Consider the following 15,203-nt stretch of genomic DNA (forward strand, 5'->3'; position numbering starts at 1 on the left):
GGGGAATTGTAGCACAGCGCGCTAAAAAAACGGGCCTGATAGTACAGGCCCCGTTATGGTTAAATGCGTGAGACAGGGTCAATCGCGCGGAATGGCGGTGCCCCATTCTTGCCAACCCTTCGGCTCTTCCGCGTTCAGCATAAAGTGCTTGCCGGCGGTGGCTTTCGGCGCCAGCGGGATGGTCGGCGGCGTGGCGAAGGCGATGCCGCCGCGGATAAACTGTTGGAAGGTGCCGCTCTTGATGACACCGCCGGTCAGGCCGAACTGCAGGTTATAGCCGGAGGCCAGCCAGAACACGCTGTTGTTGCGTACCAGATGCTGATATTTCTTGCTGACGCGCAGGGCGACATGCACCCGGTCGGACATTGCGCCCAGGTAGAATCCGGTGACGGTGCCGACCTCCACGCCGCGGAACAGCACCGGCGTGCCAATCTGCAGCGAGCCGGTTTCGGCGGCGTCGAGCACCACGCTCAGCCCGTCCTGATAGCGTGAATCGGTAATGCTGGCTTCCTGCAGTTCAAAGCTGCGCAACGGGCGGCTGCTGCGGCCCGGTTCGACGTTGATGTACGGCTGCAGCAGGGTATCGAGGTTATTGACCCCGGCGGCGGAAATTTCCGGCGACACGATGGAGAAGCGGGTGCCGAAGCGGGCGAAGTTCTCCACGTATTCCGGATACAGAACGGCTTTCGCCAGCACCTGGGTGCGGTCAGGCGACAGCTGCATCGACTCCACCTGGCCGATATCAATGCCCAGATAGCGGATCGGCATGCCGGCGGCCAGTTTGCTGGCGTTGTAGGTGCGCAGGGTGATTTGGCTGCCGACCGCGCGGGCGGCGGTTTCGTTGCTGTACAGCACCCGCTTGTCGCCTTTGCCCGGCACCACGCCCTGCAGGTTGTCGAAGCTGATCGCGCCTTTCAGCGCCCGGTTCAGCGGTGACGCCTGCACCGTCAGGCCGCTGCCGTTCAGCTGGACTTTGGCGCCGCCTTCGGCCCAGAAAATGGTCTGTTTGCCCAGCAGTTTGCGGTACTGCGGATCGATATACACATCGACCTCAAACGCATTGGCCTTCGGGCGGATATCGAGAATTTCGCCGACCTGGAATTTGCGGTACAGCACCACCGAGCCGGTTTGCACGTCCGGCAGGCTGGAGGCGGTGAGCGTCAGGGTCGGCGTCGGCGTGTTGCCGGTGATGCCGGCCTTGGCTCGCTCGCTGTTAGCGTACAGCGGGTACTGTGCCGCCGGTGCCCCCTGGCTGCCGGGCATAATGCGGATGCCGCCGTCCAGCCACTCCTGCGCGCTGGCGCCGACCACTTCCATCCCGTCCAGCCCCAGCTTCACGTCCAGTCGGCTGTTGACCACAAACTTGCTGTCCTTATGCACCAGCGCGCGGTACTGCGCGTCGACGGCAACGCGGAAGGTGACGCCGCTGTTGGTCAGGCTGCGGCTCAGCACCTGGCCGACCTTGATGCCGTGGATAATCACCGGCTGGCCGACGTCGATGCCGTAACTTTGCGGCGCCTGCAGCGACAGGGTCAGCACGCCCGGCTGCTGCAGCAGCGTTTCGCTGCTGTCGAGCACGTTGAAGTGGTGCTGCGGCTCGCCGTCGCCCGGGATCAGCTCCAGCGTATTGCCGGTCAGCAGCTGGCTGAGTTTGGCGTCGTTAAGGCTGATTTTCGGGCTGCGCATGGCGATGCGCGTGCCGCTGCGCATCAGATCCACCACCGACGGGTCGATGGTCAGCTCGCCGGTCACCTTATTGTCCGGCTGCAGCGTCAGCTTGGTCAGGGTGCCGACCTGCAGCCCCTGATAGATCAGCGGCGTATGGTTGGCGCTCAGGTTGCTGCCGCTCGGCAGATCCAGCGTAATGCTGACGCCGCGCTGGCTGCGGGCCAGATCGGGGTACAGCTGATAACTCTGGTCGGCCTTGGCCTGCTGGCCTTTTTCCGGCGAGTCGAAGGCGATGGCGCCGTTGACCAGCGCCGCCAGGCTCTCCATCTGCACCGAAGCACCCGACAGGTTGAAGTCGCCCTTAAAGCCGGAAACGTTCCAGAAGCGGCTGTCGGTTTTCACCAGATTGGCGAAGCGGCGGTCGATCAGCACGTCGATGGTGACACCCTTATTGCCGTCGGCGATGGTGTAGTCATACACCTTGCCGACCGGGATCTTGCGGTAGTACACCAGCGAGCCGGTGTTCAGCGAACCGAGGTCTTCCGCATGCAGGTGAATCATCAGTTCGCCGGTGTTGAGGCGATATTTGGGCTGCGTATCGAGCGCCGAGAAGTGGGTCTGCGCCTTGCCGCTGCCCGGCATCATGCCGATATAGTTGCCGCCGACCAGCGCATCCAGCCCGGAAACGCCGGCCAGCGAGGCTTTCGGCGTCACCAACCAGAACTGGGTGCCGTCGCGCAGGGAGTCTTCCAGCTCGCTTTTGATGCTGGCCTCAACCACGATTTTGCCCAGATCTTCGCTCAGGCGGATTGACTGGACGGTGCCGACGTCCACCCCCTGATAACGCACCGGCGTACGGCCGGCGACGATGCCCGCCGCCGATTGGAAATCGATGGTGATGGTGGTGCCGCGCTCCTGAAAATTGTTGTACACCAGCCAGCCGGCGATCAGCAGAGCGATAAACGGCAGTAACCAAAAGGGTGAAATGCGGCGTTTGTTTTTAACCCGCGCTTCAGTCGGCGTATTCGGCGTTTCCTGTTGCATGTGCATCCCAAATCAGTCGGCTATCCAGCCACTCAACGGCAAGAATAGTTAAAATAACCGCAGAGCCAAAGTAAAAGGCTGCCGGTCCCATAGTAAATGACAATAACTGCTCGCGGTTGACCAGCGACATCATCAACGCGATAACAAACAGATCGAGCATCGACCAGCGGCCGATCCACCTCACCAGCCGCAGCAGGCGAATACGGGTCTTCAGGCTGTGGCAGGTTTTGAAGTGTACGCTGAACAGCAGCGTAATCAGCACAATCACCTTGGTAAACGGCACCAGCACGCTGGCGATAAAGACGATCGCGGCGATGGGCATATTGCCGGAGGTGGCCAGCGATACTACGCCGGAGAAGATGGTGTCTTCCATGCGTGCGCCGTTGGCGTAAATAATGGAGATCGGCAGCAGGTTGGCCGGCAGCAGCAGGATCATCGCGGCGATCAGCGCCGCCCAGGTCTTCTGCAGGCTGTAGGGCTGGCGACGGCACATCGGAATATGGCAGCGCGGGCAGCGGCCGCGCGCATCCGGATAGCCGGTGAAATGGCAGGAGAGGCAGACGTGCAGCGCGCTCGGCGCGCCTTCCGGCTGCTGCTGCGGGTAGTAACGCTCCCACAGCTGCTCCAGATTCATATGAATCAGCGTCAGGATGCTGAGCAGCGTCAGCGCCAGATAGGCCAGCAGCGCGTTGCCGGCTTCGATATCGGCGTACTCTTTGACTTTAATCGCCGCCACCGCCATGCCGATCAGATAAATATCTAGCATCACCCACTCTTTTAACCGCTCCAGCATCAGCAGCACCGGGCGCAGGTTCATCCCCAGCCGGTGGCCGATGCGCAGGTACAACAGCGACAGCGACAGCGTCAACGGCGCGCCGATGGTGCAGAACGCCACCATGCTGGCGGTAATGGGGTCGCCCTGGCGGCTCATCTGCCAGATGCCCTCCAGCAGGCTGGCGTGAATCGCGGTGCCGAGCAGGCGGATATTGATCAGCGGTTCGGCAAAGGCGAACGGCATCAGCAGCAGCATGGTGACCGCCATGGCCGTCAGCCGCGCCATCGACCAGTCGCGCCCGTTGACCACCTTGGCGTTGCAGCGCGGGCAATAGGCCGCCTGTCTGCCGTTCAGCGCCGGCAGCCTGAACAGCAGATCGCATTCGCAACAGCGCTGGTAGCGCGCCTTGGAAAGGGGGGCGGTGATTGCCTGTATTTTCATCGTTAACAATAGCTCTGAAGCCCGCCGGTTTACTTAGCGTAGCTGGAAAATTACCCTGTCTTCGCCCGGGGGATAAAAAAGCGCGGCAAAGCGCGGTTTATGCGAGGCAAACATACCCTGCCGGACGGGGTTTTGTGAAGTAACAGATGATTAACCTTGTGACTATACGCATTTAATGCTTATTTTATAGGGGTTAAGCCCCGGGCTTAAAGTTATCTACAGCGTTTTAATGGTTATGACATGACAAAAGAACAATTCTACGCGGAATTCAAACGCGATCTCTGTGCGTTGCTGGATGGTGAAACCAACTTTATCGCCGCGCTTTCCAACGCCAGCGCGTTGATTAACGAACGCCTGGAGTCGGTGAACTGGGCCGGTTTCTACCTGATGGACGGTCAGCAGCTGGTGCTGGGGCCGTTCCAGGGCAAAATCGCCTGCGTGCGGATCCCCGTAGGTAAGGGCGTATGCGGCACCGCGGTGTCGGAAAACGCCGTGCAGCGCGTCGGCGATGTGCATGCGTTCCCCGGACACATCGCCTGTGACGCCGCCAGCAACGCTGAAATCGTGCTGCCGCTGGAAGTCGGCGGTCAGGTTATCGGCGTTCTCGATATCGACAGCACAGTTTATCAACGCTTCGACGAACAGGACGAAGCAGGCCTGAAAGCAGTGGTGGCGGGGCTTTGCGCACAGTTGGAACAGTGCGATTGTGCGAAATACGTCACTGTAGCGGCAAGTTGATCTACGGTTAACGTGGCATTTAGCGATGGCGTCATTATAATGACGCCTGTTCATGCCTGCGGCTTGTTGGCAACACCGTTGTAATCAGGAAATTTCATGGAAAATCAACCTAAGTTGAACTCTAGTAAAGAAGTTATTGCTTTTCTTGCCGAGCGTTTTCCGCTCTGCTTTAGCGCCGAGGGCGAAGCACGTCCGCTCAAAATCGGTATTTTTCAGGATCTGGTGGAGCGCGTACAGGGGGAAGAAAACCTGAGCAAAACGCAACTGCGTTCTGCACTGCGCTTGTATACCTCCAGCTGGCGTTATCTGTACGGCGTTAAAGTCGGCGCGCAGCGCGTTGACCTGGACGGCAACCCGTGCGGCGAGCTGGAACAGCAGCACGTCGACCACGCGCGTCAGCAGCTTGAAGAAGCGAAAGCGCGCGTTCAGGCCCAGCGTGCCGAACAGAATGCCAAGAAGCGTGAAGCCGCCGGCGATGCCGCTGCGCCGCGCCGTCCGCGTCCCGCCGGCAAAAAACCGGCCGCACGTCGTGAAGGCGCTGCGCCGGAAAACCGCAAGCCGCGTCCTCAGCAGGCCCGCAAGCCTCGCGCTGCCAAAGAAGAAAGTCAGCAGCGTCATGTGCCCGTCACGGATATCTCCGCACTGCAGATCGGCCAGGAAATCAAGGTCAGAGCAGGCAAGAGCGCGATGGATGCTACCGTACTCGAAATCGCTAAAGATGGCGTACGTGTACAGCTCTCTTCCGGTCTGGCGATGATTGTGCGCGCAGAACACTTGCAGTTCTGATACGGAGGCCAACTAAGGCATGAACAAATTTGTCAGATTAACGGCAGTCGCTGCCTTGATGTGGGCTGGCGTCAGTTACGGTGCGGATACCGCCAACATCCGCATCGACCAACTGCCGCAGCTGCATCAGGAACCGCAGCATGCTACGGTGAGTGAGCGCGTTACGGCGCGCTTCACTCGCTCTCATTATCGTCAGTTCGCGTTGGACGCGGCGTTTTCAGGCAAGATCTTCGATCGCTACCTGAACATGCTCGACTACAACCACAACGTTCTGCTGGCCTCCGATGTCGCGCAGTTTGCCGATAAGCGCACCGCCTTCGGCGAAGAGCTGAAGACCGGCAAGCTGACCACGCCATACGCGTTGTTCAACCTGGCGCAGAAACGCCGCTTCGAGCGTTACACCTACGCGCTGTCGTTGCTGAACAAACCGATGAATTTCACCGGCAACGATACGATCGACGTCGACCGCAGCAAAGCGCCGTGGCCGAAAGATACCGCCGAACTTGACCGCCTGTGGGACGCCAAGGTCAAGTACGATGAGCTGAGCCTGAAACTGGCCGGCAAAAATGATAAGGAAATTCGTGAAACGCTGACCAAGCGCTATCAGTTCGCGATCAAGCGGCTGACGCAGAGCAACAGCGAAGACGTGTTCCAGCTGGCGATGAATGCCTTTGCGCATGAAATCGACCCGCATACCAACTACCTCTCGCCGCGCAATACCGAGCAGTTCAACACTGAAATGAGCCTGTCGCTGGAAGGCATCGGCGCGGTACTGCAGATGGACGACGATTACACCCTGATTAATTCGATGGTGCCGGGCGGCCCGGCGGCGAAAAGCAAGTCGATTACCGTCGGCGACCGCATCGTCGGCGTCGGCCAGACCGGCAAGCCGATTGTCGATGTGATCGGCTGGCGCCTGGACGATGTGGTTTCCCTGATTAAGGGGCCGAAGGGCAGCAAGGTGCGGCTGGAAATTCTGCCGGCCGGCAAGGGCAGCAAAACCCGCGTGGTGACCCTGACGCGTGAACGCATCCGCCTGGAAGACCGCGCGGTGAAAATGACCATCAAGACCGTCGGCAAAGAGAAAGTCGCGGTGCTGGACATTCCCGGTTTCTACGTTGGCCTGACCGATGACGTCAAGGTGCAGCTGCAGAAGATGGCCAAACAGCACGTCAAGAGCGTGGTTATCGACCTGCGCACCAACGGCGGTGGCGCGCTGACCGAGGCGGTATCGCTGTCCGGCCTGTTTATCCCGAGCGGCCCGGTGGTGCAGGTGCGTGATAACAACGGCAAAATCCGTGAAGATGCGGATACCGACGGCGTGACCTATTACAAAGGGCCGCTGGTGGTGATGGTTGACCGCTTCAGCGCCTCGGCGTCGGAAATCTTCGCCGCCGCGATGCAGGACTACGGCCGTGCGCTGATCGTCGGCGAGCCGACCTTCGGTAAAGGCACCGTGCAGCAATACCGTTCGCTGAGCCGTATCTACGATCAGATGCTGCGCCCTGAGTGGCCGGCGCTGGGATCGGTGCAGTACACCATTCAGAAATTCTACCGGGTCAACGGCGGCAGTACCCAGCGTAAGGGCGTGACGCCGGATATCCTGATGCCGACCGGCGTCGATCCGGCGGAAACCGGTGAAAGCTTCGAAGACAATGCGATGCCGTGGGACAGCATTAACGCTGCCACCTACAGCCGGGTTGGCGATCTGAAACCGTTTGAACCGCAACTGCTGAAGGACCACGAGCAGCGCATCGCCAAGGATCCGGAGTTCCAGTACATTGCGCAGGATATCGCTCACTACAAGGCGCTGAAAGACAAGCGCAACATTGTCTCGCTCAATCTGGCCCAGCGCGAGAAAGAGAACCACGACGATGACGCCACGCGCCTGAAGCGGATTAACGAACGCCTGCAGCGCGCCGGTAAAAAGCCGCTGAAGTCGCTCGACAACCTGCCGAAAGACTACAAGGAACCGGATCCGTATCTGGATGAAAGCGTGCATATCGCGCTGGATCTGGCCCATCTGGAGCAGGGGCAGCCGGCGCAGCAGCCCACCGCCGGCAAATAACGGCCTCCGGTTGATAAACGTGAAAAACGCACCTGAAAGAAGGTGCGTTTTTTTATGGGCGTGTTTGAAACAGCAGCCGGTGAGCGGGAGTGCAGACAGGCTAACGGTTATCGGTTAAATTGCCTGGCGACATAGGGCAGGAATGCCTGGTCTCCTCGCAGGGGCGCTCACGGGAGGGAGGAAGAATGAAAAGATACGGCGTTATCGTTTTGGCCTGCGCGCCATTTTTTTCCGCAGCACAGACCGCTTCAGACGTTGAAGGGTTGATGTCCAGAGATCCGGCGGCATGCCAGGCGATAAAGATTGATAAAAACTATCCGGTGTTGCTGACGTGCGTTACGCGTTTATCTGCACGTTCGGCGCAGAGGCTCGATGTGCGACTGGCGGAGATAAGGAAGGATTTGGCGAACCTTGGCGATGCCGAATATAGCGCCGCTTGTGAAACCGCACAGACCTCTTGGGAGCGTTATAAAACGGACTATTGCGCCTATCTGACAACGGGGATGGACCGGCGCAGCAGCGCTTTTAAGCTGCAGTCGGATCTCTGTCAGGCTTCAGAGAACGATCGGCGCTTACAGACGCTGCAAGGTGAGCCGTCGACCAGTTAAAACCTGCCCGCCAGCGGCGCGCTTGGCGAACACAAACGACGTTCGTCTTGTGCCGGAGAAGCCAATACCACACGACCCGCTGCGCACGGGCGATCAGGGTTTATCCTTCCGGCGCCAGTCCCATTCGGCATGGAGCCAGATCGCGATCATCGCGCAGCTGGAGATAAACATCACGTCAGGCCAGCGGGTAAAACCGCTGACAACGGAGACGATGGATATCACACCCGCTAGCCGTATAAATCCTTTGTTAAACGTCATAAATATACTCTTTCAATCCATTATGATGGTGGGTCTTATCAGACTTTTTCCAGTTGTTTTCTTATCGGTTAGCTGTAAATATCGACGTATCTTCCAGGGTGAGTGAAGCAACATGCGCCTCTTTCGTTTAACCTGCGCCGCCATCATTATTGTTGGGCATTTCCTGCTGTTATTAAATATCTTCCCGTGATAATACTTCACGAAGCGGCGCATGATTCATGCAATATGCCGTTTGACTTCACCTTATCATGTTATACCGCCTTGGCATCAAGCGGTAAGTGCTGTATTCCTGCATGAAAAACCGGCAGTTGCCGTGACAATACCCGAAAACCTTCCCGGCGTTCGCAACAATCGTTTACAATTCGACAATCCGGCGCAAAGCGCCGTTTTTGTAAAGTTTCGTATTTTTAGTGGGTTAATGGCGGTTCCGGCTTGAAACTGTGCCGGATGCCCATACTTGTTAAAGGTATCTACAGCAGCGTCTTGTTAACATTTTATGAGGAAGTAAACATTTTATGATGCGTATAGCTCTGTTCCTGCTCACCAACCTGGCGGTGATGTTGGTTTTCGGGCTGGTGCTCAGCCTGACAGGAATTCAATCCAGTAGCGTTCAGGGCCTGATGATTATGGCCGGTCTGTTCGGTTTCGGCGGTGCGTTTGTCTCTCTGCTGATGTCCAAATGGATGGCGCTGCGCTCCGTTGGCGGGGAAGTGATTGAACAGCCGCGTAATGAAACCGAAAACTGGCTGCTGGAAACCGTGCGCCGCCAGTCCCAGCAGGCGGGCATTGCTATGCCGCAGGTGGCGATTTACCACGCGCCGGATATCAACGCCTTCGCTACCGGCGCGCGACGTGACGCATCGCTGGTGGCGGTCAGTACCGGTTTGCTGCAAAGCATGAGCCGCGATGAAGCGGAAGCGGTCATCGCCCACGAAATCAGCCACGTCGCCAACGGCGATATGGTGACCATGACCCTGATTCAGGGGGTGGTGAACACCTTCGTTATCTTTATCTCGCGCCTGCTGGCGCAGGTGGCCGCCGGCTTCCTGGGCAACCGTGACGGCGAAGGTGAAGGGGAAGGTAACGGCAACCCGATGATCTACTTTGCGGTTTCCATGGTGCTGGAACTGGTGTTCGGCATTCTGGCGAGCATCATCACCATGTGGTTCTCGCGTCACCGTGAGTTCCATGCGGATGCCGGTTCCGCCAAGCTGGTGGGTCGTGAGAAGATGATTGCCGCGCTGCAGCGTCTGAAAACCAGCTACGAACCGCAGGAAGCGGGCAGCATGATGGCATTCTGCATCAACGGCAAATCCAAGACCTTCAGCGAGCTGTTTATGTCGCACCCGCCGTTGGACAAGCGTATTGAAGCGCTGCGTTCCGGTCAGTATCTGAAGTAAGCGCGAGCGAATCACCAAAAACCCCGGCCTGCCGGGGTTTTTTTATGCCTCCGCGCGCGGCTGGCTGATGCGCAGGGCGCTGACCAGCGCGGCGCAGGCGGCGCAGCTGCCGGCCAGCAGCAGCGAGGCGTGCGTGCCGTGGTCCGGAAACAGGTTGAACATCAGCGCCACCAGCGCCGCGCCGGAAGTCTGGCCCAGCAGACGTGCGGTACCCAGCATGCCGCTGGCGCCGCCGCTGCGGTGACGCGGCGCCGAAGAGATAATGGTGTGGTTGTTCGGCGATTGAAACAGGCCGAAACCGACGCCGCACAGCGCCATGCGCCAGATGATGTCCAGATCGGCCGGGTTATGCGGCAGCGTCGCCAGCAGGAATAGCCCGAGGGCGAACAGGCCAAGGCCCAGCGCGCCTAGCAGCCCGGCGTGAACGTGTTCAATCAGCCGGCCGGCGAGCGGCGCCACCACCACGATCGCCAGCGGCCAGGGCGTCAGCAGCAGACCGGTGGCGACCTCGTCACGCCCCAGCACCTGCTGCAAAAAGAACGGCAGCGACACCATCGCCAACATCTGGGCGGCGAACGAGCAGACCGAGGTGCCCATCGATAGCGCAAAGATCGGGATACGCAGCAGATCGACCGGCAGTAGCGGCGCGCTCTGCTGCAGCTGACGGCGCACGAAGAACCAGCCAATCACCAGCAGGGCGGCCAGTTCCGCCGCCACCAGCGTCGGGCTTTGCCCCTGCGCGAAGCCGCTGAGGGCGGCGATCAACAGGCCGAAGGTCAGCGCATTCATCACGGCGCTGAGCGGGTCAAAGCGTCCGCGGCTTTTCTGTCCGTTGGCCGGCAGGTAGCGCATGCCCAGCAGCCACGCCGCCAGACCGATCGGCAGGTTAATTGCGAACAGCCACGGCCAGGAGGCGAACGACAGAATCCCCGCGGCGACCGTGGGGCCGGCGGCGGACGAGAAGGCGACGATCAGCGCGTTAATAGCCAGGCCGCGGCCGAGATGGCGCGACGGATAGATAATGCGGATCAGCGCGGTATTGACGCTCATAACCGCCGCGGCGCCGAAGCCCTGCAGCACGCGGGCGATGGTCAGGGTGGTCAGGCTGTCGGACAGGGCGCAAAACAGCGACGTCAGGCTGAAGACCATCAGCCCCCACAGATAGATCCTGCGGTAGCCGAGCAAATCCCCCAGCGAGGCCAGCGACAGCAGCGAAATGGTAATCGCCAACTGATACGCATTAATCACCCAGATGGAGTTGGCCGCGCTGGCGTTCAGGTCGCGGGCGATGGTGGGCAGCGCGACGTTGGCGATGGCCCCGTCGAGCACGGAAACGGTAAGGCCGAGGGCAATCGCCAGAATGGCGCCGTAGCGCTGCGGCACGGGCAAGCCGTCGGAATTGGAGAGCGTCATAGTGAAATCATAGGTCAACGTGCGGAATGTGAGCATGCTAACAATTTTTTCGCGCCTTGTATCCGTTCGATCGCGAGCAATTGTAAACAGCAGTGAGGGGGAACGCGTGTTCTGCGGGTTGTGCATTGCGCAGGGCGAAACGTTCCGCTTATACTGAAACCCTTGTTTAAATTTCTTAAAACGGAAACAGGCTGGGATTGTTGATGGCGAATACGGATCTAGATAAGCAACCGGACGCGGTTTCATCGGTGCTGAAAGTGTTTGGTATTTTGCAGGCGCTGGGCGAGGAACGTGAAATCGGCATTACCGAGCTTTCTCAGCGGGTGATGATGTCCAAAAGCACCGTTTACCGTTTTCTGCAAACCATGAAATCGCTCGGCTATGTGGCGCAGGAAGGGGAGTCGGAAAAATACGCCCTGACGCTGAAGCTGTTCGAACTGGGCGCCAAATCGCTGCAGAATGTGGATCTGATCCGCAGTGCGGATATCCAGATGCGCGAGCTGTCGCAGCTGACCCGTGAGACGATCCACCTGGGCGCGTTGGATGAAGACAGTATCGTTTACATCCATAAAATCGATTCTTTATACAACCTGCGCATGTATTCCCGTATCGGCCGCCGCAACCCGCTGCACAGCACGGCGATCGGCAAGGTGCTGTTGGCGTGGCGCGATGAGGCCGAGGTGGACGATATCCTGTCGCAGCTGGAATTCACCCGCAGCACGGCACATACCCTCACCAGCGCGGCGCAGCTGCTGCCGGTGCTGGCGCAGGTGCGTCAGCAGGGATTTGGCGAAGACGTGGAGGAGCAGGAAGAGGGGCTGCGCTGTATCGCGGTGCCGGTGTTTGACCGCTTCGGCGTGGTGATCGCCGGGTTGAGCATCTCGTTCCCGACCATCCGTTTCTCGGAGGAGGCCAAGGCCGACTACGTGCGCCAGCTGCATCATGCGGCGCGTATTATTTCCGAGCAGCAGGGCTATCACGACTACCCGTTCTGATAGTCACGCCCTGCACGACGCGAATGCCCAACAACCTGCCTTTACGGCAGGTTTTTTTGTATTTGCCGTTCCCCTGCGCCATCGGCGATCCGCCCGAGAACCCTCTGATTGTCGGCCGCTTTTCTGCACGCTAGTATCCTTGCAAGGAGTACGGTAAAGGACTGAGGCGACAAATGGATACGGTTGAAGAGTTAGGTGGCAGCTATTTTTTTGATGGGATGATTGGATTGTCTGCGAGTGAATTAGCATTTTGGATAGTGGTCGATGAAGCCAGGAAGCAGCTTGGCGTGAGTGATATCTTGTCACTTGCGCTGATTATTGGTGGTTTACCTCTGGTGCCTGTTCCCGGCAAACTAGATGCCAAACGAACAACCAAAGGGACATCTTATTTATCTCTGGCCTCGAGAAAACTTATCACCTATCAGCTAAATAGTTCTTGGAAAACATTAACCTGGAAGAAGATGCTAAAAGGAAAATGGACGCCGACAAAGAGTTTAGGGGCATTTGTCGGCCGTTGGCTTCCTTGGATTGGGGTATTTATTACTGCATATGATCTTACGATGATTGGAACAAGGTCGCTGAAGCGCTATAACCTGCTAGTGAGGCCAGAGGATAGATTGTGATGAGTGACGATATAGCAGTCGATGTCTTGCATTTTTTTCAAATAGAAATATTCAACAAGGTAGGATATTCGAAGGAAATTATCAGCCATGATTACTCGTTGAGTACCGGAGAACGTGCACTGTATTCAGACGATGCCGATGAGATTCTTGCGAAATTTTCAAAAGTATTCAACGTTAGTTTTAAGGATATGCAATGGAATAACTACTTTCCCCAAGCGGGCATTCCCTTTATCCCAAATTGCCTTTTGCCAAAGCATATGCAAACCGACCACAACGACCCACTGCCGCTGACTATCAATATGTTGATCGCTTCTGCCAAAGCCGGGCGCTGGCTGTATGATTAACTGACGCCACATCCCCGCCGTGGCGCGGTTATCCTGCGCCCATTCCCGCCCTATGCGGCGTTCACTGCGTATCAACCTCAATGCGCAGGCTGTCGTGACGCCAGTACTCAATATCAAAATCAAGTATACGCCCTTGCCGATCGTAATTGAGACGGCGCAGCAGCAGGGCGGGCAGGCCGACCATCGCCCCCAGCGCGGCGGCGGCCTCGGGCGGCAGCGCGGTCGGGTAAAACGTCAGGTGCATGCTGCTGTAGATCAGCTGATAGTGCTGCTGATAAATCTCGGTCAGGCTGCCGCCCAGATCGTGCTGCAGCAGTCCCGGCACCCGCTGCGGCAAGCAGTGGTTCTCGCAATAACAGATCGCCCGCTCATCGGCATAGCGCACGCGGCGCAGCAGGTAGATCTGCGCCTCCGGCTCCAGCTGCAGCGCCTGCGCCACGTCCGGCGGCGCGGCGGTGTGTTCGGCCGCCAGCAGCGCGGTGCGCGCCTGCCGCCCCTGTTCCTGACACAAACGGTGGAAGTTGGTGTTCTGCGTCGGATCCAGCCATAGCCGTGCGGGGGTGACAAACCAGCCGCGGCGATCGGCGCGGTAGATGGCGCCGCTGGCTTCCAGCTGCGCCAGGCTTTCGCGAATGGTGATGCGCGTCGTGGCGAAGGCGGCGCACAGCTCCCGTTCGGAGGGCAGTTTATCCCCGGCCTTCAGCGCTCCGCTGGTAATCCGTGACTGTAGCTGCGCTTTGATCTGCAGATAGTGGGGAAGATCGCCCTGAGGGTGTTTCATGTTGTCTCGCTATGGCATGTCGGCTGGCTCCATTATACATGTCCGGATGAATTTTTTGTTTCACCGCCGGTTGGCGTTTGACCTGCCGTGCGGTTAGCCGTCACAATGCGCGCATCTGGTATAGACCAATTGGAAAAGGGTAAAAAAGATGAACGATCGTGATTACCTGCTGTTGACGCCCGGCCCACTGACCACCTCGGATACGGTGAAGCAGGCGATGCTGTTCGACAGCTGTACCTGGGATGAGGATTACAACATCGGCGTCGTTCAGGCGATTCGCACCCGCCTGGAGGCGTTGGCCAGCGCGACATCCGGCTACACCTCGGTACTGTTGCAGGGCAGCGGCAGCTATGCGGTGGAAGCGGTGCTGGGCACGGCGCTCGGCGCGCAGGATAAGCTGCTGATCGTCAGCAACGGCGCCTATGGCGCGCGGATGGCGGAGATGGCGGCGTTGATGGGCATCGATCACCACTGCTATGACTGCGGTGAGACGGCGGCGCCGGACATAACGGCGATGGAGGCGCTGCTGCTGGCCGACGCGCGTATCAGCCATATCGCGCTGGTGCATTGTGAAACCACCACCGGCATGCTGAATCCGCTGGCGCAGGTGGCGGCGCTGGCGGCGCGCCGGGGAAAGACCTTGATTGTGGATGCGATGAGCAGTTTCGGCGGCATTCCGCTGGATGTTGACCAGCTGGGCATTGATTTTCTGATCAGCTCGGCCAACAAATGCATTCAGGGCGTGCCGGGCTTTGCCTTCGTGATCGCCCGGCGCAGCGAACTGGAAAAATGCGCCGGTCGTTCGCGCTCGTTGTCGCTGGATCTGTATGCCCAATGGCGCTGTATGGAAGAGCACGCCGGGAAATGGCGCTTTACCTCGCCGACCCACAGCGTGCTGGCCTTTGCGCAGGCGCTGCGCGAGCTGGATCTGGAGGGCGGCATCGCCGCACGCTATGCGCGCTATGGCGAGAATCAGCGCCGGTTGGTGGCGGGGATGCGCGCGCTGGGGTTTGACACCCTGCTGGATGATGGGCTGCACTCGCCGATTATCACCGCGTTCTACTCGCCGCAGGCGGAAAACTACCGCTTCGGCGAGTTTTACCAGCGGCTCAAACGTCAGGGATTTGTTATCTATCCCGGCAAGGTGTCGCACAGCGACTGTTTCCGCATCGGCAATATCGGCGAGGTCTATCCGCAGGATATCGATCGTCTGCTGGACGCCGTTAGCCGCGCCATGTACTGGCAACATTAGGAGGGCAGC

15 protein-coding genes are annotated in these 15,203 nt (G+C 58.9%); 10 read left to right on the forward strand and 5 right to left on the reverse strand.

The window, feature by feature from the left end; genetic code table 11:
* Window positions 1–78: 78 nt before the first annotated feature.
* Window positions 79–2,712: a PqiB family protein gene (locus tag D781_RS09280; RefSeq protein ID WP_015672063.1), complete on the reverse strand. Its 2,634-nt coding sequence runs from the start codon at window positions 2,710–2,712 to the stop codon at window positions 79–81.
* Window positions 2,681–3,928, reverse strand: coding sequence for a membrane integrity lipid transport subunit YebS (yebS, locus tag D781_RS09285; protein ID WP_015672064.1), 1,248 nt, complete (start codon window positions 3,926–3,928; stop codon window positions 2,681–2,683). Before yebS ends, D781_RS09280 begins: the two co-directional genes overlap by 32 nt.
* A 240-nt stretch (window positions 3,929–4,168) precedes the next feature.
* On the opposite strand from yebS, the gene D781_RS09290 reads away from it, so the two are divergent.
* From D781_RS09290 to D781_RS09305, 4 genes are all read left to right on the forward strand, one after another.
* Window positions 4,169–4,666 (forward strand): GAF domain-containing protein, encoded by a 498-nt coding sequence (locus D781_RS09290; RefSeq protein ID WP_015672065.1) that lies wholly within the window; start codon window positions 4,169–4,171, stop codon window positions 4,664–4,666.
* A gap of 96 nt (window positions 4,667–4,762) precedes the next feature.
* On the forward strand, window positions 4,763–5,452 hold the full coding sequence (proQ, locus tag D781_RS09295; protein WP_015672066.1) for an RNA chaperone ProQ: 690 nt from the start codon (window positions 4,763–4,765) through the stop codon (window positions 5,450–5,452).
* 19 nt (window positions 5,453–5,471) lie between these two features.
* Entirely contained in the window at window positions 5,472–7,520 is a 2,049-nt protein-coding gene (gene prc, locus D781_RS09300) for a carboxy terminal-processing peptidase (RefSeq protein WP_015672067.1), read from the forward strand.
* Between the two features lie 185 nt (window positions 7,521–7,705).
* Window positions 7,706–8,128 (forward strand): lysozyme inhibitor LprI family protein, encoded by a 423-nt coding sequence (locus D781_RS09305; protein ID WP_015672068.1) that lies wholly within the window; start codon window positions 7,706–7,708, stop codon window positions 8,126–8,128.
* A 93-nt stretch (window positions 8,129–8,221) separates the two neighbouring features.
* Here the strand turns inward: D781_RS09305 and D781_RS23855 are convergent, their stop codons facing one another.
* Window positions 8,222–8,386 carry a hypothetical protein gene (locus D781_RS23855; protein ID WP_015672069.1) on the reverse strand — a complete coding sequence of 55 codons (165 nt, stop codon included), beginning with the start codon at window positions 8,384–8,386 and terminating at the stop codon, window positions 8,222–8,224.
* 211 nt (window positions 8,387–8,597) lie between these two features.
* On the opposite strand from D781_RS23855, the gene D781_RS23620 reads away from it, so the two are divergent.
* Together D781_RS23620 and htpX are read left to right on the forward strand one after the other, a co-directional pair.
* Window positions 8,598–8,822 (forward strand): hypothetical protein, encoded by a 225-nt coding sequence (locus D781_RS23620; RefSeq protein WP_124014444.1) that lies wholly within the window; start codon window positions 8,598–8,600, stop codon window positions 8,820–8,822.
* Window positions 8,823–8,901: 79 nt separating this feature from the next.
* Complete coding sequence (htpX, locus tag D781_RS09315) at window positions 8,902–9,786, forward strand: protease HtpX (protein ID WP_015672070.1); 885 nt, start codon at window positions 8,902–8,904, stop codon at window positions 9,784–9,786.
* A gap of 42 nt (window positions 9,787–9,828) precedes the next feature.
* Here the strand turns inward: htpX and D781_RS09320 are convergent, their stop codons facing one another.
* Window positions 9,829–11,199 carry an MFS transporter gene (locus D781_RS09320; protein WP_041412074.1) on the reverse strand — a complete coding sequence of 457 codons (1,371 nt, stop codon included), beginning with the start codon at window positions 11,197–11,199 and terminating at the stop codon, window positions 9,829–9,831.
* A 203-nt stretch (window positions 11,200–11,402) separates the two neighbouring features.
* Here D781_RS09320 and kdgR point away from each other — a divergent pair, with 203 nt between their 5' ends.
* The 3 genes from kdgR to D781_RS09335 all read left to right on the forward strand — a co-directional run bounded on the left by kdgR (window position 11,403) and on the right by D781_RS09335 (window position 13,161).
* Complete coding sequence (kdgR, locus tag D781_RS09325; RefSeq protein WP_015672072.1) at window positions 11,403–12,194, forward strand: DNA-binding transcriptional regulator KdgR; 792 nt, start codon at window positions 11,403–11,405, stop codon at window positions 12,192–12,194.
* A 173-nt stretch (window positions 12,195–12,367) separates the two neighbouring features.
* On the forward strand, window positions 12,368–12,817 hold the full coding sequence (locus D781_RS09330) for an STM2901 family protein (protein ID WP_015672073.1): 450 nt from the start codon (window positions 12,368–12,370) through the stop codon (window positions 12,815–12,817).
* Complete coding sequence (locus D781_RS09335) at window positions 12,817–13,161, forward strand: DUF1493 family protein (RefSeq protein ID WP_015672074.1); 345 nt, start codon at window positions 12,817–12,819, stop codon at window positions 13,159–13,161. Before D781_RS09330 ends, D781_RS09335 begins: the two co-directional genes overlap by 1 nt.
* A 61-nt stretch (window positions 13,162–13,222) precedes the next feature.
* Here the strand turns inward: D781_RS09335 and phnR are convergent, their stop codons facing one another.
* Window positions 13,223–13,942: a phosphonate utilization transcriptional regulator PhnR gene (phnR, locus tag D781_RS09340; RefSeq protein ID WP_015672075.1), complete on the reverse strand. Its 720-nt coding sequence runs from the start codon at window positions 13,940–13,942 to the stop codon at window positions 13,223–13,225.
* Window positions 13,943–14,090: 148 nt separating this feature from the next.
* On the opposite strand from phnR, the gene phnW reads away from it, so the two are divergent.
* Window positions 14,091–15,194, forward strand: coding sequence for a 2-aminoethylphosphonate--pyruvate transaminase (gene phnW, locus D781_RS09345; protein WP_015672076.1), 1,104 nt, complete (start codon window positions 14,091–14,093; stop codon window positions 15,192–15,194).
* The last annotated feature ends 9 nt before the right edge of the window (window positions 15,195–15,203 follow it).

Origin of the sequence: Serratia sp. FGI94 (assembly GCF_000330865.1) — a bacterium.
Classification (GTDB): Bacteria; Pseudomonadota; Gammaproteobacteria; order Enterobacterales; family Enterobacteriaceae; genus Serratia_B; species Serratia_B rubidaea.